We start from the raw sequence: 18,029 nt of genomic DNA on the forward strand, positions 1-18,029 counted from the left end.
GCGTCGGCGTATCACGTCCGATGGCCGACAGCCGACCGAACGTCCTCTTCGTCCTCACCGACCAGGAACGATACGACTGTAGCGCAGTCGACGGCCCGCCGGTCGAGACCGAGACGATGGATCGGCTCTCGAGCGAGGGGATGCGCTTCTCGCAGGCGTTCACGCCGATCAGCATCTGTACGAGCGCCCGCGCGTCGCTCATGACCGGCCGGTTCCCCCACGGTCACGGGATGCTCAACAACAGCCACGAGGCCGACGCGATCCGGGCGAATCTGCCCCCCGAGATGACGACCTTCTCCGAGGAACTGGCCGAGAGCGGGTACGAATGCAGTTACACCGGCAAGTGGCACGTCGGCCGCGACCAGACGCCCGAGGACTTCGGCTTCTCGTATCTCGGCGGCAGCGACAAACACCACGACGACATCGACGACGCGTTTCGCGAGTACCGCGAGGAGCGAGGGGTTCCGCTGGGCGAGGTCGACCTCGAGGAGGAACTCTACACCGGAAGCGATCCCCGAGACACCAGCGGGGGGACCTTCGTCGCCGCCAAAACGCCCGTCGACGTCGAGGAGACCCGCGCCTACTTTCTCGCCGAGCGGACGATCGACGCGATCGAGGCGCACGCGGACGGTGAGGGGGACAGCGAGGGCGACGACGCGCCGTTCTTCCACCGTGCGGATTTCTACGGCCCACACCACCCCTACGTCGTCCCCGAGCCCTACGCCTCGATGTACGATCCCGACGCTATCGAGCCGCCCGCGAGCTACGCCGAGACCTACGAGGGGAAACCCCAGGTCCACGAGAACTACCTCCACTACCGCGGCGCCGACGGCTTCGACTGGGACCACTGGGCCGAAGCAACCGCGAAGTACTGGGGGTTCGTGACGATGATCGACGACCAACTCGAGCGAATTCTCGAGGCGCTCGAGGCGCACGGTCTGGCCGACGAGACGGCCGTCGTCCACGCCTCCGATCACGGCGACTTCGTCGGCAACCACCGGCAGTTCAACAAGGGCCCGCTGATGTACGACGACACCTACCGGATTCCGCTGCAGGTGCGCTGGCCCGACGTCACCGAGCCGGGGTCGGTCTGCGAGGCGCCCGTGCATCTGCACGATCTGGCGGCGACGTTCCTCGAGATGGGCGACGTGGCGGTTCCGGAGGCGTTCGACTCGCGGAGTCTCGTGCCGCTACTCGAGTCCGGCGGTGATCCGAACGACGTGCCGTCGGAGTGGCCCGACTCCACGTTCGCCCAGTACCACGGCGACGAGTTCGGGCTCTACACCCAACGAATGGTCCGCACGGATCGGTACAAGTACGTCTACAACGGGCCGGATATCGACGAGTTGTACGATCTCGAGGGCGATCCGGCCGAGTTGCAGAACCTGATCGACCACCCCGAGTACGGCGAGGTGCGCCGGAAGATGCGCGAGCACCTGATCGGGTGGATGGACGAGACGGACGATCCGAATCAGGGCTGGGTGCCGGACGTGCTGAGAAACGCGTCGTGACGACACCCGGCCAACCGACCGTCCACGTCGATCACCGATTATCCACGTGCGGTGGCGCGCGCTGTCGACGGGCCCGAACTCGGTGAGGGTGCGTCGATAACGTCGTGCGAGGGGCGAGTGAGTGAACGAAGTGAACGAGCGAGTCGGCTGGGGAGGACGTGGAAATTCCCCGTTGCCACGTGAGCAGGACTCGTCGTGACTGACGCAACTCAATCGACGACGAGCCGTTCTCGCTCGAATCGCCCCTCCTCACCGGGTTTGCTCGCAGTATCATCGCCAGTATCACACTCTCGCCAGCGCCAGGAGCCGATCTCGAGCGGCTCGAGCGAGACGATCAGATACGACCGGTCGGGCCACGTCGCCTGTGCCGCGTCGGTCTCGCTTGGCCGCGGCGGGCCGCGGGGATGCGAGTGGTAGAAGCCGACGATCTCCTCGCCGCGGTCCTCGAGGCGCTCGAAGATCTCGAGTTGGGCCTCGGGATCGATGCGATACCGCGTTCGCGGCGTCTCCGCGACGTTCTCCGCGGGGTACTGCGACCGGACGCGACTCCGACCGTCGGGGGCGGAATCGTATTCGCCGCCGAAGATGCCACAGATCTCCTCGGGCTGGCCCTCTCGAGCGCGCTCGAGGATTCGATCTCGTATCTCGGCGGGGACGACGAGTGCGGGACCGGACTCGGGAACGGAACCGTCGGTCACGGCTCCGGCCGCGCGTCCGCCTCGGAGCGATCCACGAGCGTCTCGAAGGGGACGGCGATCTCCTCGAGCGCAACTGGCGGCGTCGACTCGTCGAACAACTCGGGCTGAACGATCGGCGCCAGCGCCTCGAGCGTGTCCACCAGTCGCGGCCCCGGCCGATTCAGGTAGTGGTGGCCGTCCATCGCCCAGACGCGGCCCTCCCGAACTGCGGTGAGGTCGTCCCAGCCCTCGCGCTCGGTGAGGTCCGCGGTGTTCTCGGCGGTCTGCTCGAGGCCGAAGCCACACGGCGCGACGACGACGAGTTCGGGGTCGTACTCGCGGATCCGGTTCCACTCGCGGGGTCTCGAGCGATCTCCCGAATCGGCCAGCCCGTACGTCCCGCCGGCCCACTCGACCAGGTCGGCCGTCCAGTGGCCCGCGATCATGACCGGGTCGGTCCAGTCGAAGACGGCGACTCGAGGGCGGTCGTCAGGTGCGAGGTCCGCGGTTCGGTTCTGGACGGTTTCGATTCGCGACTCGAGTTCGGCCCGGACCTCGCGGGCGCGGTCCTCGCGGCCCGTGGCCCGGCCGATTCGCTCGAGGTCGTCGAGCACGTCCGCGACGCTGTGGGGGTCGGTAGTCAGAATCTCCGGGTCGGAATCGATCTGGTCGACGGCATTCTCGATGACGACCTCGTCGACCGCACAGACGTCGCACATCCCCTGCGTGACGATCAGGTCGGGCTCGAGGGACTCGAGGAGGCCCACATCGACGTCGTAGACGCCCGCCTCGGAATTGTCGAGGACTTGCTGGTCGATCTCTCCGCTCGAGGCCTCGGCATCGATCCTCGAGTCGGTAACCGATGGCAGCGACTCGACGCCGGGTGGGTGATCGCACTCGTGGGAGACGCCGACGGGCTCGAGACCGAGCGCGGCGACGGTTTCGGTCGCCGAGGGAAGCGTCGTGACGATTCGCATGAGTCGTCGTTGGTGGTGTGTGACCAAAAGCAACGGCCTCTCCCGGGTAGGATCCCCTCACCAGACCTACGAAGAAAAACATTTACCGCTGTGGTAAAAACTCCTCGGAGATAATGGTCCTCGCCGTTCGCAGTCTCAAACGACTCCTCCTGTCGCCGACGTCGTTCTTCGACGAACGATCCCCGGCCGAAACGCTTCCGGTTGCGGCGGGAATCGTCGCGCTGTTCGCGCTCTGTTTCGTCGGTTCGATCCTGCTCGTCGGGACGATGCTCGCCGGTTCGGTGGACGGGACGGTCACGATGGATAACCCGGATCGACCGCCAGAACAGGTCTGTAACACGCACGAAGAGATGCTGGACGGCTGCGACGCACCCGAGACGATCGAACGCGATATGGGGGCGATGGCGCAGGAAGCGGTGCACGACTTCCTCTGGATCGCACTGATCGGGCCGTTCGTGCTCTGGCTCGTCGGCGGCGTGGTGCTGTTCGGAGCCGGACGGCTCGCGAACGGGAATCCCTCGTTCGCGGGCTCGCTGGCGCTCGCCGGCTGGGCGGCGCTCCCGGAGTTCTTCCGGCTCGCAGTCGGACTTGGCGGATTATGGGTCGCCCTCGAGGGCGTGACGATCACCGATCCCGACCGGGCAGTGACCGTACTGGAGTCGGCGCTGGCTCCGGTACAGCCCGTTCTCCTGCTGGCGTCGCTCGTTACACTCGGTTGGCAGTGGTACCTGCTCACCGGCGGAATGACGCGGGAAGCGGAGATCTCTCGAGCGGCGGCCGCGGTCAGCGTCGGCGTTCCGCTGGGACTCTTCGGCCTGTTCGGTCTCCTGTAGCGGCTCACCCATCCCAGTCGAATCAGGAATCGAGATTACGGATTCAGGGGCTTCTCAGCACTCTGTCCGTGTCAGACAACGCCATCCGGATCAGCTACCGGTGAGCGAATTTCGGATTCTAGTGGAACTTGACGCCGACATCGTGAAGCTCCTCGTTGTACTTCGCGATGTTGATGACCAGCGGGGTGACGCTCTCGACCTCGGCGGCGTTGGCGAGCGGGCCGACGTCGAGCGCGCGCAGGCCCTCGATCTCGTTGGCCAGGTTGCGAACGGTCTCCTTCGCGTTATCGTCGTCCGCGACGAGCAGCGTGTCCAGATCGAGGTCGTTGTCGAGGTCCGAGAGGGCGTCGGCCGCGAGGTTGTGGAACGCGCCGACGACGGGCACCTCGTCGGGCGCGCGCTCGGCGACGAGTTCGGTGACGCTGCCGGTCCCCGGCGGGTGGTAGTGCAGGCCGTCCTCGTCGCCCTGCATGCCGACCGCGGGGGTGACCAGAATCGAGGCCGAGTCGAGGTCGTCTTCGACGGCCTCGACGGTGTCGCCGGCGTAGTACGGCGGCACGCTGAGGATGACGACGTCCGCTCGGTCGGCCGCCATCTCGTTCGCGAAGCCCTTGACGTTCGATTCGGCGCCGCGGGACTCGAGTTCGTCCTCGTAGGTCTCGACCGCGTCCCGCGCCTTCTCGGGATCGCGCGAGCCGATGAGGACCTCGTGGTCCGTGTCGTGTGCAAAGCGCAGGGCGAGTCCCTGCCCGATGTCGCCGGTTCCGCCGAGTAGTGCGATTCGCATACCCCACTCTCGGGACGGCACCCGAATAAAAGGGGTGGGGGCCGGCCGATCTCGCCGGGTTCTCAGACGGGCACCCGTACTCCGCCGGAGGAGGGGTCGTCCAAGCCCCTACGGCGCTTCGTCCTCATCGGGGTTCATCGATGCGCCCAACCCGCTGTCGTACGCGTCGCGCTCCTCGACCTCCCGAATGCGCTGCTCGAGGCGGTCCTCGAGTTCCCGGCGTCGCTCCTCATCGACGTCGGCGGCGGTGCCCAGATCCTCGAGGTCCTGTCGCGTCGTTCGCAGGACGGAGAGGGCCTCTTCCTCCTCAAGATCGGTCGCGCGGTTGAGGTTTCGTTCGACGTCCTCGAGCGTGGTGTCGGTCATGGATACGGCTTCGGTCGGGAGCGTCGTGAATGCTGGGCCGTCAGTGGTCGGGCGCGACGGTCGGCGACGAGTTCGGAATGCGCAGACACTTCCCGCGCTGACCCCATCCTGACGGTATGGAGCTATCGATCGTCGATCTCGCACCGATTCCGGAGGGCGGCAGCGCGACGGAGGCGTTCGAAGGCACCGTCGAGCGCGCCCAGCAGGCCGAACGGCTCGGCTACTCGCGATTCTGGGTGGCCGAACACCACGACTTCACGCAGTTGATCGCGAGCACGACGCCCGAGGTGCTGATCGCCCGCGTCGCCGCCGAGACAACCGACATCCGGGTCGGCTCCGGGACGGTCCTGCTCAACCACTACAGCCCGTACAAGGTGGCGGAGACGTTCAGCGTCCTCGACGCGCTCGCCCCCGGACGCATCGACCTCGGCCTCGGTCGAGCCACCGGAAACCCGACCCGAGACCTCGCCCTGCAGGTGGATCGGAGCCAGCGGCGAACCGCGAACGACCACGCCGAGAAGATCGACGAGGTGGCGAAACACCTCTTCGACGGGTTCGCGGACGACCACCCGTTCGCCGGATTGGACCTGCCTCGAGCGGCCGATTCCGTCCCGGAACCGTGGGTGCTCGGCTCGAGTCCCTCGAGCGCGAAGATCGCCGGCGAACTGGGGCTGCCGTACTGCTTCGCCGCGTTCATCAGACCCGATCCGGCCGTGCGAGCGTTCGAGGTATATCACGAGCACTTCGAACCGTCCGCCTACGGCGCCGGCCCTGACGAACCACACGGCATGCTCGCGGCGAACGTCACCTGCGCGGAGACCGACGAGGAAGCAGCACGGCTTCGCGCGACGACCGAGGCGTCCTCGCGGCTGCTCCGAAGCGGCCGGATGGACCGGCTGCCGATCCGCTCGGTTGAGGAGGCGATCGACGTTCTCGGCGGCGTTCCCGACCCGACGCAGCTACCGATCGAACCCGGCGAGTGGCCGCGAGCGATCTCCGGCAGTCCCGAGACGGTTCGGGACCTACTCGAGGAACTCGCGGCGCAGGTGGGCGTCGACGAGGTGATCGTCCAGAACCAGATCGCGGATCCCGAGGATACGCTGCGGTCGCACGAGTTGCTCGCCGACGCGGTCGGGCTCTCGTCGCGTTGAGAGAGCACAGCGCCCATTACCGCCGCCGTCGTCGTCGAACTATGGACACGCCTACCGTCATCGCCCACCGCGGCTTCGCCGGGGTCGCACCCGAGAACACCGTCGGCGCCGCAGTAGCCGCGGCGGAGTACGACGAGACCGCGATGCTCGAGATCGACGTTCAGCCGGCGGCCTGTGGAACCCCGGTCGTCATCCACGACGAGCGATTGGACGGCGCTCGCGACGGCCGTCCGCTCACCGACGCGTCGGGGCTGGTCTGGGAAACCGATCTCGAGGACATCCAAACGACCCGCGTCCTCGGAACCGAAGCGACGGTTCCGACGCTCGCGGGGTTCCTCGAGGCGATCCCCGAGACCGTCGGCGTCAACGTCGAGTTGAAGAATCCGGGAACGACCGACCTGCGGTTCGCCGAGTCGCTCGCCGCGGACGAGCGCGACGAACGCCGCGAGGTCTGGACGCCGTTCGTCGAGCGCGTCGTCGACGAGTGTGCCGCCTTCGACGGCGAAATCCTCTTCTCCTCGTTCTGCGAGGGCGCGCTGGCGGCCGTTCGCGAACTCGCATCGTCGTATCCCGCCGCGACGCTCGTCTGGGACGATCTCGAGGCCGGCCTCGAGATCGCGCGCCGCTACGACTGCGAGGCGATCCACCCGCCGCGAAACGCGATCGTGGGAACCGGGCTGGCGAACGCCGAATACGCCGGCTTTTCGGCCGGAGCACCGGAGATCGACGTACTCGAGGAAGCTCACGCGGAGGGACGGACGGTCAACGTCTGGACGGCCACGAACTGGCACCAGTTCGCGGCCCTCGCCGAGGCGGGGGTCGACGGGATCATCGCCGACTATCCGGGACTCGGCGCGTTCTCGAGCGCGTCGTCGTAACGAATTCCGGCAGTCAGGAGCGAGTACCAGCAGAGAGGAGCGAAGCGGATTCCGGGCGTCAGAGACTGGTTCCCGCGCTCAGGGGACGTCCTTCGTGAAGCCGAGCCAGCAGGCGGCGAGCTGCACGCCCGCCGCGACGGCGGCAGCGACGAGGTCGTCGGTCAGCCACGTCGCGTCGAACAGCACGACGGCCCCAACGGGAATCGCACCGAGCGCGACGGCGTAGACGACCACGCGGAGGAAGTCGTCCGGCGCGAGACCGAGTCGCTCGAGGCCGCCGTAGAACGCGAGCCAGCCCGAACACAGCGTCGTCGCGAGGGCGAACAGGTAGTCGAGCGCCTGCAGCCCGGTCAGGAACCCGAACGCGAGCCGCGTCGGGAGGAACGCGAGCGGGACGAAGAAGATCGCCAGCCACGCCAACGTCGCGCCGCCGTCGGGATCCGCGCCGAACCGTTCGTAGCCACCGCCCTCGAGCCAGGTGGTTCCGAGGGCGGCCACGACGAACAACGCGACCCAGCCGAATTCGGGCGGAACGACCAGATCGTACGACGACAGCGCGACCGCTCGAGCGCCGACCAGTCCGGCGAGGAGACAGCCCCACAGTAGTCCGACGAAGGTGCCGAACGCACGGCCGGCGTCGGCGAGGACGGTCTCGACGCTCGAACGGAGTGACGTCACCATCGGTGATAGTTCACCGCAGTTGTCACATATACTTTCGGTTTGGTCGTCGACGGCCTCGGCCGCACGTTCGACATCGACGGCGAATTGGGGCGAACGCCGTCGATCAGTGAGTCCACGTCGGACGCCCTCGATCAGCGAGTCGGCAGGTCCTCGGTCGCCGGCCCCTCGAGCACCTCGCCGTCGGGCGAAAATCGCGAGCCGTGACAGGGACAGTCCCAGCTGGACTCGCCGTCGTTCCACTCGACGAGACAGTACATGTGGGTACAGACCGCCGACGTCGCGTGGAGTTCGCCGTCGTCGTCGCGCGAACAGGCGATCGGCTTCCCGCCGCGGCGGACGATCCGGCCCTCGCCCGGCTCGAGCGACTCGGTATCCGGCGAGAGCAGCGCACGCGCCCAGTCGGTGGCGAACTGGCTCGCCGCGTCGGCGTTCTCGGTGAGGGTCTTGCCGGCCGACGTCTTCGGCGTGAATCGCAGCGGCGAGAAGAGGTCGCGTTCCGGCGGCTCCTCGCCGGCGATGGTCGCGGCGAGGAGGGTTCCGGCGGCGACGCCGTTGGTCATCCCCCAGCCGCGGAAGCCGGTCGCGACGAGGACGTTCTCGGCGGCCCCGATCCGACCGACGAACGGCACCTTGTCGACCGGTTTGTAGTCCTGCGTCGACCACCGGTAGGCGATTTCGTCGACCGGGAACCGCTCGCGCGCCCAGCGCTCGAGTCGCCGGTAGCGGTCGGCGGTCGATCCACCCTGGCCCGTCTTGTGGTTCTCGCCGCCGACGAGCAGGAGTTCACCCTCGGAATCGCGGTGGGTTCGCACGGAGCGGTAGTTGTCCCCCGACCGGTAGTACATCCCCTCGGGCGGCTCGCCGTCGAGGCGGATCCCGAGCACGTAGGAGCGCTTCGGGTGCATCCGCGCGAAGTAGCCCGCTCGGTCGAGGATGGGGAAACCGGTCGCGATGACGACGCGTCGCGCCGTCACCGAGCCCTCGGGCGTCCGGACGCGACACGGCGTCCCCGGGTCGACGTCCGTCACGCGGGTGTGTTCGTAGACGGCCGCCCCCTCGTCCGCCCGGAGTTCGTCCGTGATCCCGAGGAGGTACTTCCGCGGGTGATACCAGGCCTGGTCGTCGAAACGGACGCCCGCTTCCGCGCGTTCGAACGGCGGGACGGAGGTCACGTAGGTCGCCTCGAGGCCCGCGGCCCGTGCGGCGTCGGTTTCGCGCCGGATCGCGTCGGGTTCGTTGCCGTAGAGATAGGACGGCTGGCGTTCGAACCCGCACTCGATTCCCAACTCGTCGATCCGGCGTTCGACCTCGTCGATGGCGTCCTCTTGGACCCGCGCGTACTGGCTCGCCTGTCGCCGGCCGAACTCCCGGCGCAGGTGGTCGTAGATCTTCCCGTGCTGGCTGGTCAGTTTCGCCGTCGACTTGCCCGTGATCCCCGTCGCGACTCGATCGCGCTCGAGGACGGCGACCGTCCGGCCGCGCTCGCGGAGTTCGATTGCCGTCGAGAGGCCGGCGATACCGCCGCCGACGACGGCGACGTCGACCGACCGATCGTCAGTGAGCGGTTCGGCGTCGGTTTCGTCGCTGGTCGGTTCGCCGCTCGTCGGTTCGTCGGCGGACGATTCGTCACCGCCCTCGGCCTCGAGCGTGCTCGCGAGCCAGGGTGAGGTCGGGTCGCCGGGGAGGTCGCTGCGGGTGAACTCGGGCATCGATCTGCGGCGGGCTACACCGACGGCGGGCAAAAAAGGGGCGGGCGGACGTGCAAGTCGACGTACCGACCGGACGAGCGTCCTCGTGTTCCATTCCGATCGCTGGACTGGTTGGTTCGTGTTCGATCGCTGATCTGATTGTTCCTGTCCAGTCGCTGGGCTGGCTCGTGGCTGATCACACGTCTGCCTCGAGTGCAGTGTCTTCGATCCTGAAAACCGCTCCCTTCATCATATCGACGTTCGTATTTAGGCCATGACGCCGCCTGAGGACGTAATTTCGATACTGCTCGTCGAACCGGACCCGGGAGACGCGACTCTCTTCGTCGACTCGTTCGGGGACGTCCGTAGCGAGACCGAGATCGACACCGCCTCCGACGGAGAGACCGCACTCGAGTTCGTCCATCAGCGCGGCGAGTACGCCGACAGGCCCCGGCCCGACATCGTGTTTCTGAACTCACAGCTACCCGAAATCAGCGGCGAAGCCGTCCTCTCGGAGATTAAAACGGAACCGGCGCTGAAATCGATCCCCGTGATCGTGCTGACGACTGGCGATGACGATGCGGAGATCCGCCGCTCGTACGATCTCCACGCGAACGCCGCGCTGCAGAAGCCAGCGGACACCGAGGCGGTCGCCTCACTCGTTCGCTCCATCGAGAACTTCTGGCTCACGTTCGTCCGGTTCCCGAACGCCGATTTGTAGGCGTCGCTCCTCATAGGGTCGATTGTACCTGTTTATCGGCGCAACCGCAAGACGGTTCGCCGTTGCGCTGGAAATGACTGACAACCGACCTATCAGACCGAGACCGGGCTTACTCCTCGAGCAGCGCCGGCAGGTCGTCGATCGAATCGAGGACCGCCGACGCGTCTTCCGCTGCGTACTTCTCTCGACCCTCCTCGCCGGTGAGTCCACCCGTGAGAACGCCGATCCCGTGGTAGTCGCGGTCGGGATCCGCATCGGCCGCGTTCGTGGCCGTCCGAATGTCGTCTAACGTGTCGCCGACGAAGACCACGCGATCGGCGTCGAACCGATCGGCGAGCGTCGTCAGCGCCCGCGGGTGGGGCTTGCCCTCCTCCCAGTCGTCCATCGTGAACCGGTGTTCGAGCGGGATCTCGCCCTCGAGTCCCACGCGCTCTAAGGCGATTTCGGCCTCGGCTTCCGGGCGACCGGTTACGACACCCACGTCGTAGCCCTGGAGGAGGGACTCGCGCGTCTCGTCGGCGAGCAGGATCGGTTCGTCGTGGATGAAGCCGCGGCTCTCGATATCGGGCTCGCCGCCCTCGAGACCCCGATAGAGGTCGGCCCCGAGATACAGTTGCTGGAAGACGTCGCGGAGTCGCTCGCGATCCCAGCGGTTCGTCACCCGCTGGGTCGCCCGCGCGCCGAGTTCGTCCCGGATCGCGGTTTCGGCCGCCTCGAGGCCGCCGCCTCGAGTCGCGATCTCGTCGGTGAACTCGTCGATCGATTTGCCGTAGTTCTCGCTCGTCGCGAGCACGTACAGCGCGGCGGCGTAGGTCAGTTCCCAGTCGTTGTTGAACCCGCCGGCGTCCTTGAACCGCTGGATGTCGGCCTTGCGGATCGTTCGATCGTAAACGTGCTCGATGGACTCGAGGATCGCACGTCGATAGGAGTCTTCGACGTCGACGAGCACGCCGTCGATATCGAGGACGACAGCATCTGCGTTCATGGATGTTCAGACGAGGTCCCACGGATAAAGGCGGTCGGATTCGCACTCGACGTGCTCTTGTCGCTGCCCGTGGCGTCCTCGAGCGTTTCGAAGCGAGTTGCAGGACGATCGATCGGGTTGCTGTCGCCGGCGGCAGTGATTTCCACACCCTCCCCAGCCGATTCGCTCGCGCCACAGTCGCTCGCTCATCCACAGAAAGACGCTTCGCGTCTTCCACGCAGTCGCTCGTGTTCGAGCCGCGGTTCGCTAATCGCTCACCCCGACTCAGCGCGCGCCGCCGCACGTGGGTCGACGCACCCTCAGAATCCGAGCGTCCCGATCACGTAAAACGCGGCGACGCCCAGCGCCAGCGCGTAGAACACGTCGGCCCAGAGCCACGAGAGCAGGTTCGCGAGGTAGATGACGAGGACGACGGGCACCCCGAGCAACACGACCGGCGAGCGCCGCCACTCGGCTCTCGAGCGAGCCCAGAGCGTGTTCGCGTCGCCGGTGCTCGGAAACGCCTGCATTCCGACGGAGAGCCCCCACCAGCCCCAGAGGGCCGCGAAGGCGAGCGTCTGATTCGAGGCCGTCGAGAGGTCGCCGAGAAGGGCGGCCGGTGAGCCGCCGTCGCCGGTCGTCGTCACGAGCCACGCGAATCCGAGGAAGGCGACGAACGCGACGACGGTGTTGACCAGGAACGGGGCGACGCTGATGACGAACGAGGTGCGATAGCGCCTCGGTTGGTGGTGGCGCACGTAGCCCGGCGGATTCCCGAATCGAAAGTAGACCACCTCGACGACGGGGACGCCGACGAGGTCGCAGGCCTGCTTGTGGGCGAACTCGTGGACGACGACGCCGGGTGCGGTAACGCACACGAGCGCGAGCGAGAGGAGATAGCTGACACCGACGATCGCGACCGAAAGCGCCACGATCGCGACGACGATCGCAGCGGCGATCAGCACGTACTCGGCAGGCATCGATTCCCGGAACGGTTCGCACCCCAATAACTCGTTCGAACCGGACTGTCACGCCGGCGGTTCCGTGGTCGGTCAGTCGGTCGTGGAGCCGATCAGTCGGTGGTTCCCGTCGCTCGAGCCACGTACAGCGTCCCGGAGTCGATCGTCCGCCGTTCGACCGGCACCGCGGGCTGATCGCCACCGAGCGTCGTAAACAGGAAATCGGCGTCGGCGTCGCGGGCGGCCTCGAGCGCCGGCCGGTGGAGTTCCGGCGGGAGGTTCAGAGCGTACACCGCGTCGGCATCGGCGTAGAGTTCCGGGTCGGGGTCGACGATATCGTCGCGGACGAACCGCACGGGCTCCGGACTCCCGCGATCGTACACGTCGGTCGCGGTGACGGTAACATCCCGGTCGACGAGCGCCGCCGCAACGTCGGTTCGGCGGCCGATTCCGACCTCCACGAGCCGATCGTATTCGGCGAGGGCCTCGAGCAGGTCCGAGTGACGGCGAGAGTGGGACACGGCGGGACGTTTATGCCATCCGCGGCCATAGCGTTTTCCATGCTCGTCGATATCGTGCCGGTCGGCAACGTCCCCGCGAACGTCAAGCGGGTGGCTTCCGCCGCGTTGCGATCGGTCTACGACTGCGACGTCACGGTCAACGACGCCCAGTCGGTCCCGAACGGCGCGTACGACGCCGACCGGAATCAGTACGCCGCCGAAACGTTCATCCAGCTCGCCGAACGGATCGGCCGCGGAGAGAAAAACATCGCCGTCACGCCACACGACCTCTTCTACCGGCGGCGTAACTACGTCTTCGGACTCGCCTATCTCGACGGCAGCGGGAGCGTCGTCTCGACCTACCGGCTCCAGACCTCGAGCGACGGCGGCTTCTCGAACCAGAGCGCGAACGACATCTTTCAGGATCGCGTCCGCAAGGAGATCGTCCACGAGATCGGTCACACCTACGGCCTCGAGCACTGTGACAACAACCGCTGCGTGATGAACTTCTCGCCGACCGTCCGCGAGGTCGACATCAAAGAGGAGAACCTCTGCGGGAGCTGCCAGCGACTGGTTCGGTAAGCGGATACGCCTGACTCGATACCCCTATTTCCGGTCCGATATCGTCCGACGAGCACTGGTGAGGACTCTCCTCGAGGGATTGGGCAACGAGTATGACAAGTGAGCAGAAAGAGGCCGGCGAGAAGAGACTACCCGATCGAACGACCGGTCAGACCGGCTCAGGGAGCGTAGTAGTACTCGCCTTCGCGCTTTTGCTCGCGGTCGAGCTGTGAATCGGGTTTGTTGATTCGCGGTCGCGACGTGCGCTCGTCCCGACGGAACGTCACCTCGAGGTTCGCGAGGAACTCGTTCATGCCGTCGCGCATCGGCTGTGGGTTGCCGGCGCGGCCGTGGACGGCGGGTTCGCCGTCGAAGACCATCAGCCGATCCGCGAGCAGGTCGATCATGTAGATGTCGTGGTCGATGACCAGGACGGTGGCATCCTGCTGTTCGGCGTACCGGCGAATCGCGCTCGTCGCCTGCACGCGCTGTTCGACGTCGAGGTGTGCGGAGGGTTCGTCGAGCAGGTAGAGATCCGCGGAGTCCGACAGACAGGCCGCGATGGCGACCCGCTGGCGTTCACCGCCGGAGAGATCCGAGAGGTTCTGCTCCATGATCCGCTCCAACTGGAGCGGCTGGGCGATCTCCGTGTTCCAGTACGAGGAGCCGAACTGGTCCGTAATCGAGGAGAGGAAGGCGTCGACCCGCATGTGCTGGTCGATGGTGACGTACTGCGGTTTGTAGGAGATCTCGAGGTCCAGATCGGCGTCGCCTTCGTCGGGCTCGAGGTTGCCGGTGAGGAGGTTGGCGAACGTCGACTTCCCGATCCCGTTGGGACCGACGATGCCGAGCACTTCGTTTTTCCGGATCTCGCCGCCCTCGACCTCGAGGCTGAACTCGCCGTCGCCGTAGCTCTTGGTGAGGTCGGGGTACTCGACGAGCGTGTCGGCGTGGCCCGTGGTTCGGGGGGCGTGTTCCTCGAACTCGATGGGGTTCGGCCGAATCCGCATGTTCTCGTTGTCGAGGTAGCCCGAGAGGTACTCGTTGATCCCGTTTCGGACGGACTTCGGTGCGGTGACGACACCGTACGCGCCGGGTTCACCGTAGGCGACGTGGAGCGTATCCGCCAGCAGGTCGAGGATCGCGAGGTCGTGTTCGACCACGAGCATCGACCGGTTCTCCTCCTCGGCGAGTTCGCGGATGAGCCGCGCGACCGTCACGCGCTGGCCGATGTCGAGATACGGCGTGATCTCGTCGAGGAAGTAGAAGTCCGTATCGCGGGCCAGCGTCGCGGCGATCGCGACTCGCTGGAGTTCGCCGCCGGAGAGGTCGTCGATCGCCTGCTCCATGACGGGGCCGATCGAGAGCCGCTCGACCAGATAGTCGAGTTCGCCTCGCTCGTCGGTCTGCTCGAGCAGTTCGCGAGTGTTGCCGTCGAAACTGTTCGGAATCTGATCGACGTACTGGGGCTTTCGCGAGATGGTCATCTCGCCGTCGCGAACGTCCGCGATGTAGTCCTGAAGCTCCGTCCCGCGGTAGGCCTCGAGCACCTGGTCCCAGTCGATATCCTCGTCGTGGCGGCCGAGGTTCGGCTCGAGTTCCCCCGCGAGGATGCGGACGGCGGTGGTCTTCCCGATCCCGTTCGGACCGAGGATTCCGGTCACTTGCCCCTCCTGTGGTGCGGGAAGCCCGTACAGCGAGAAGGCGTTCTCGCCGTAGCGGTGGGCCGGATCGTCCTGCAGTTCCTTGGGCAGGTTGATGATCTCGATCGCGTCGAACGGACACTTCTCGACGCAGATGCCACACGTTTCGCCGAGACAGATCTCTTCGGAGATGTGGATCTGTTCGGGCTGACCCTCGTCGGCCTCCTCGCCGCGAAGGGTGATACACTCCTTGCCCGTCCGGTTCGGCGGACAGTAGTTCTTACACTCGTAGCTACAGCGGTCGGGCTGGCACCGATCCAAGTCTACGACGGCGATGCTGTCGTCCGCCATGGTTACGGAGCCGCCTCCGTGGTGAGCAGGATGCCCCACGTCACGAACCAGAACGAGAACGTCATGAACACGATGAACAGGTAGTGTTTCGCCCCGAACTCGTCCTCGCCGTAGATGCTCGTGAAGTCGAAGAGGATGAACTGGGCGAGGATCGCCCCTGCGACGAGCATGAGCGCGCGCATGTCGGTCGCCGCGTCGCCCGGCGAGACGTCGCCCGTGATGGACATCGAGGCGAGCGCCGCGGCGACGCCGAGCAGCGCTGCCAGCGACGTCACGCTGATCGAGCGGATGTGCTCGCGTCGGTCACTGATCGATTCGGTCGACATGTGATGGAGTCCGTGTGCGGGGCTAAAAAGGCGTTCGCATTGGCAGACGAGTGGTTATCAGTGACTGCACAGAGATTTCGTACTAGTCGTACCCGAGAACGCTAGTCGACGCTGAAGGATGTCTCTTCGGTCGCCTCCTTGTCGTTTCGGTCGAAGCTGACATCGTATGGAGACTGTTTAGCAGCGTTCTTTTTGGTCTCGACACCGTCAACGGTGATCGAAACCCGTTCGCCTCGAGCGATGTCATCAGTCGCTTCGAAGACGAGTTCGTAATCGTTGCCGGACGTCTCCGTAACGATTCCTGGATCGTCCGTATTGGCACTCGCCTCGCTGTAATCGAGCCGGTTACCGTTTCCGACGCTACTGGCGGTGATAGTCGTCGTATCGCCGGTAGAGAGGTCCTCCGTAAGGGTGAATGCGAACGTCTGTGTCTGGCTCGTACCGCCCTGCGTAAGATCACTCGCGGCGACATCACTGAGTCCCGAATCCGTCGGCTCGATCTGTCCGCTACCAGTTCCACAATCGATGTCGACTACTGTCGTAAATGTCGCCCCTGTCACCGTGAGGGGAGCGTTCATCGTTTCCACCTGAAACGTGACCTCTTGTTCACCGACGCTCTCGGCCCGTGCACACTGAACGCGAGCCGACGTCGACTCGCTCGGTCCGAGCTCGAAATCTGCGGTATCTACGGCCAGTATATCGTCGTTCGCGTTGTCAATCGACACGATCGACACGTCGATCTGTGTCGTCTGGTCGACGTTGTTCGTAAGCGACGCGACCGTCGTCGGCTCATCGTTGTTTCCGGCGACCGGTCCGACCATGTCCTGGTTGTCGATCTCGAGAAACGCGTTCTCGTCAGTAGTTATCACGGAAACTCCCCGGTCGGCAGCCAACGAATTGAACCCAAACGACGGTCCAGTCAGTAACAACCCACCGACGATCAACAGCCCAACTGCGAGTGTACTCAGTCGATTCGCGAACATACGTAGCAGATCAGCCTCGGAGAGACGATTTGCACGGTCGGACTGACACGGCTCGCCACGATAGCCGTGTCAGTGAGCATCATCCGTCTCCGACACGAGACTCAACGTAGCATGATACTATCACAGTAAAAATACAGTCTACTCTTCAGAACGTTCATTTCGTTTAGAACTACTTGGAGATATTCGTGGCGTTAGAACACACGTAGATCGATGGAGCGAACTCTCAGCTTTCGCTCACGGTGGTCGCTCCATCTCACCGAGTCGCATTCGTCGACTCTGGCCGACGTGGACGATGGCCGACACAGCAAACAACGCAAAGATCAGCGTTGCCCAACCGAGTTCAGGTATCGTCTCGGTCGGTACGACCTCGAGCCACAGCCCCCCCATCACGATCGCACCGACGCCGGTCAGTCCCAGGTAGTACATCCCCCACGGGATCGAGTCCGCGGGAACGACGTCGAGGTAGACGTCCAGCTCCGTTGCATCGTCGGTGAGTTCGATCGTTCGGTCGTCGAACTCGATCATGTCGGCTCGCTCGAGCGTCGGTAGGTGTGTCTGCTGTAGGGAAGTGTAGACACGCTTTCGCTCCGCGGAAGTAAGTTCCTGAACCTCTTTGTCGAGTTCCCAGGCGGCGACGTGCTCGGCGAGATCGCCCAGCGTGACGGGTTCGTTCTCGCGCTTGCAGTAGTGGATGGCGTACCGGCGGCGGTGGTTACTCAACAGATCGAAAATTTCGCCTCTATTCGAATCTTCTCCCATCTTAGCTGCCATCGAACACTCCTATTGCTGTGAAAGAACGTCTTTACGATACATAACCTTTCTCGCCGAAGGATGTCACCGCCTCACTCACCGCGATCTTTCCGGTAACGTGGTTGGTTCCGCATCACCGATATATGGAACGGGCTCGGTGTGAGTATGACTCCATCGAGCTAGTTCTCAATCGGCAACGCACTCGAGATCGACCGTTCGCTCGAGGTCTATACTAATTTTCTCGCCACTGACCTCAGCATCGATCGTCACCGTCGCACTACGATGTTGCTGATCGCCACTGCCAAAGGCTCCTGCTGATGAACAACGAAAATCACCGAGCACGACGCGTAATCCATCGTCAGTCGGTTCGTGTCTAAGTTCTTCACCACCAACGATATCGTCATTATCGACATCGACTGTCAAGTCATTCTCACCGATAGATAACTCATTGGACGGCGTATTGTCTTCGAAAACTACGATCACCACATCGTTATACCTGTACGGCGAACAGAAACCAAGAAAACATCCGCCACCACCGTCGGCATCGTCACTATTTAGCTCGAGCGTTCTATCTTCCGACGGATATTCGAAGCCAAGAAGCGCACTTTCGTCGCTTGCTGTTTCGACGCCTACCCCTCTATCCGCGTTAGCTACGTCGAAAGCGCCGCTCGAGGTGGCGACGATCAACGCACCAACCATGAGGAGTCCGATCCCGATATATA

Annotated in this window: 20 protein-coding genes; 6 read left to right on the plus strand and 14 right to left on the minus strand. The window is 64.9% G+C overall.

The annotated features are described in order from the left end of the window. Positions 1-20: 20 nt before the first annotated feature. Positions 21-1,511 (plus strand): sulfatase-like hydrolase/transferase, encoded by a 1,491-nt coding sequence (locus ACSFC7_RS01490; protein WP_436345999.1) that lies wholly within the window; start codon positions 21-23, stop codon positions 1,509-1,511. 209 nt (positions 1,512-1,720) lie between these two features. Here the strand turns inward: ACSFC7_RS01490 and ACSFC7_RS01495 are convergent, their stop codons facing one another. Both ACSFC7_RS01495 and ACSFC7_RS01500 read right to left on the minus strand, forming a co-directional pair. Continuing rightward, on the minus strand, positions 1,721-2,209 hold the full coding sequence (locus ACSFC7_RS01495; RefSeq protein ID WP_436346000.1) for a desampylase: 489 nt from the start codon (positions 2,207-2,209) through the stop codon (positions 1,721-1,723). Further along, positions 2,206-3,165, minus strand: coding sequence for a cobalamin-binding protein (locus ACSFC7_RS01500; RefSeq protein ID WP_436346001.1), 960 nt, complete (start codon positions 3,163-3,165; stop codon positions 2,206-2,208). The genes ACSFC7_RS01495 and ACSFC7_RS01500 overlap by 4 nt, the downstream gene beginning before the upstream one ends. 113 nt (positions 3,166-3,278) lie before the next feature. Here ACSFC7_RS01500 and ACSFC7_RS01505 point away from each other — a divergent pair, with 113 nt between their 5' ends. Next, on the plus strand, positions 3,279-3,998 hold the full coding sequence (locus tag ACSFC7_RS01505) for a YIP1 family protein (protein ID WP_436346002.1): 720 nt from the start codon (positions 3,279-3,281) through the stop codon (positions 3,996-3,998). A gap of 118 nt (positions 3,999-4,116) precedes the next feature. Here the strand turns inward: ACSFC7_RS01505 and npdG are convergent, their stop codons facing one another. After that, entirely contained in the window at positions 4,117-4,785 is a 669-nt protein-coding gene (gene npdG / locus ACSFC7_RS01510) for an NADPH-dependent F420 reductase (RefSeq protein ID WP_436346003.1), read from the minus strand. A 108-nt stretch (positions 4,786-4,893) separates the two neighbouring features. Next, a complete protein-coding gene (locus ACSFC7_RS01515; protein WP_436346004.1) occupies positions 4,894-5,151 on the minus strand; it encodes a hypothetical protein in 258 nt (85 codons plus the stop codon). A 116-nt stretch (positions 5,152-5,267) separates the two neighbouring features. Between ACSFC7_RS01515 and ACSFC7_RS01520 the strand changes: the two genes are divergently transcribed. After that, positions 5,268-6,302 carry an LLM class flavin-dependent oxidoreductase gene (locus tag ACSFC7_RS01520; RefSeq protein ID WP_436346005.1) on the plus strand — a complete coding sequence of 345 codons (1,035 nt, stop codon included), beginning with the start codon at positions 5,268-5,270 and terminating at the stop codon, positions 6,300-6,302. 41 nt (positions 6,303-6,343) lie between these two features. Continuing rightward, complete coding sequence (locus ACSFC7_RS01525) at positions 6,344-7,180, plus strand: glycerophosphodiester phosphodiesterase (protein ID WP_436346006.1); 837 nt, start codon at positions 6,344-6,346, stop codon at positions 7,178-7,180. A 78-nt stretch (positions 7,181-7,258) separates the two neighbouring features. On the opposite strand, the gene ACSFC7_RS01530 is transcribed toward ACSFC7_RS01525, so the two are convergent. Further along, on the minus strand, positions 7,259-7,861 hold the full coding sequence (locus ACSFC7_RS01530; RefSeq protein WP_436346007.1) for a hypothetical protein: 603 nt from the start codon (positions 7,859-7,861) through the stop codon (positions 7,259-7,261). Between the two features lie 131 nt (positions 7,862-7,992). Next, entirely contained in the window at positions 7,993-9,570 is a 1,578-nt protein-coding gene (locus ACSFC7_RS01535; RefSeq protein ID WP_436346008.1) for an FAD-dependent oxidoreductase, read from the minus strand. 253 nt (positions 9,571-9,823) lie between these two features. Here ACSFC7_RS01535 and ACSFC7_RS01540 point away from each other — a divergent pair, with 253 nt between their 5' ends. Further along, the gene (locus ACSFC7_RS01540) at positions 9,824-10,270 is read left to right on the plus strand and encodes a response regulator (RefSeq protein ID WP_436346009.1); all 447 of its coding nucleotides are present in this window, start codon (positions 9,824-9,826) and stop codon (positions 10,268-10,270) included. Between the two features lie 109 nt (positions 10,271-10,379). Here ACSFC7_RS01540 and ACSFC7_RS01545 read toward each other — a convergent pair whose 3' ends face one another. From ACSFC7_RS01545 to ACSFC7_RS01555, 3 genes are all read right to left on the minus strand, one after another. After that, positions 10,380-11,255 carry a TIGR01548 family HAD-type hydrolase gene (locus ACSFC7_RS01545; protein ID WP_436346010.1) on the minus strand — a complete coding sequence of 292 codons (876 nt, stop codon included), beginning with the start codon at positions 11,253-11,255 and terminating at the stop codon, positions 10,380-10,382. Between the two features lie 299 nt (positions 11,256-11,554). After that, on the minus strand, positions 11,555-12,214 hold the full coding sequence (locus tag ACSFC7_RS01550; RefSeq protein ID WP_436346011.1) for a DUF3267 domain-containing protein: 660 nt from the start codon (positions 12,212-12,214) through the stop codon (positions 11,555-11,557). A 92-nt stretch (positions 12,215-12,306) separates the two neighbouring features. After that, a complete protein-coding gene (locus ACSFC7_RS01555; RefSeq protein WP_436346012.1) occupies positions 12,307-12,714 on the minus strand; it encodes a UPF0146 family protein in 408 nt (135 codons plus the stop codon). Between the two features lie 39 nt (positions 12,715-12,753). On the opposite strand from ACSFC7_RS01555, the gene ACSFC7_RS01560 reads away from it, so the two are divergent. Further along, positions 12,754-13,275 carry an archaemetzincin family Zn-dependent metalloprotease gene (locus ACSFC7_RS01560; protein WP_436346013.1) on the plus strand — a complete coding sequence of 174 codons (522 nt, stop codon included), beginning with the start codon at positions 12,754-12,756 and terminating at the stop codon, positions 13,273-13,275. 158 nt (positions 13,276-13,433) lie between these two features. On the opposite strand, the gene ACSFC7_RS01565 is transcribed toward ACSFC7_RS01560, so the two are convergent. The 5 genes from ACSFC7_RS01565 to ACSFC7_RS01585 all read right to left on the minus strand — a co-directional run bounded on the left by ACSFC7_RS01565 (position 13,434) and on the right by ACSFC7_RS01585 (position 18,006). Beyond that, the gene (locus tag ACSFC7_RS01565; protein WP_436346014.1) at positions 13,434-15,248 is read right to left on the minus strand and encodes a ribosome biogenesis/translation initiation ATPase RLI; all 1,815 of its coding nucleotides are present in this window, start codon (positions 15,246-15,248) and stop codon (positions 13,434-13,436) included. Positions 15,249-15,250: 2 nt separating this feature from the next. Further along, the gene (locus ACSFC7_RS01570; protein WP_436346015.1) at positions 15,251-15,574 is read right to left on the minus strand and encodes a hypothetical protein; all 324 of its coding nucleotides are present in this window, start codon (positions 15,572-15,574) and stop codon (positions 15,251-15,253) included. Between the two features lie 101 nt (positions 15,575-15,675). After that, positions 15,676-16,443 (minus strand): hypothetical protein, encoded by a 768-nt coding sequence (locus ACSFC7_RS01575; RefSeq protein WP_436346016.1) that lies wholly within the window; start codon positions 16,441-16,443, stop codon positions 15,676-15,678. 348 nt (positions 16,444-16,791) lie between these two features. Further along, the gene (locus tag ACSFC7_RS01580; protein ID WP_436346017.1) at positions 16,792-17,316 is read right to left on the minus strand and encodes a DUF7344 domain-containing protein; all 525 of its coding nucleotides are present in this window, start codon (positions 17,314-17,316) and stop codon (positions 16,792-16,794) included. A gap of 177 nt (positions 17,317-17,493) precedes the next feature. Continuing rightward, positions 17,494-18,006 (minus strand): hypothetical protein, encoded by a 513-nt coding sequence (locus ACSFC7_RS01585; protein WP_436346018.1) that lies wholly within the window; start codon positions 18,004-18,006, stop codon positions 17,494-17,496. Positions 18,007-18,029 lie beyond the last annotated feature (23 nt).

It is taken from the genome of Natronorubrum halobium (genome assembly GCF_051351675.1).
Classification (GTDB): Archaea; Halobacteriota; Halobacteria; order Halobacteriales; family Natrialbaceae; genus Natronorubrum.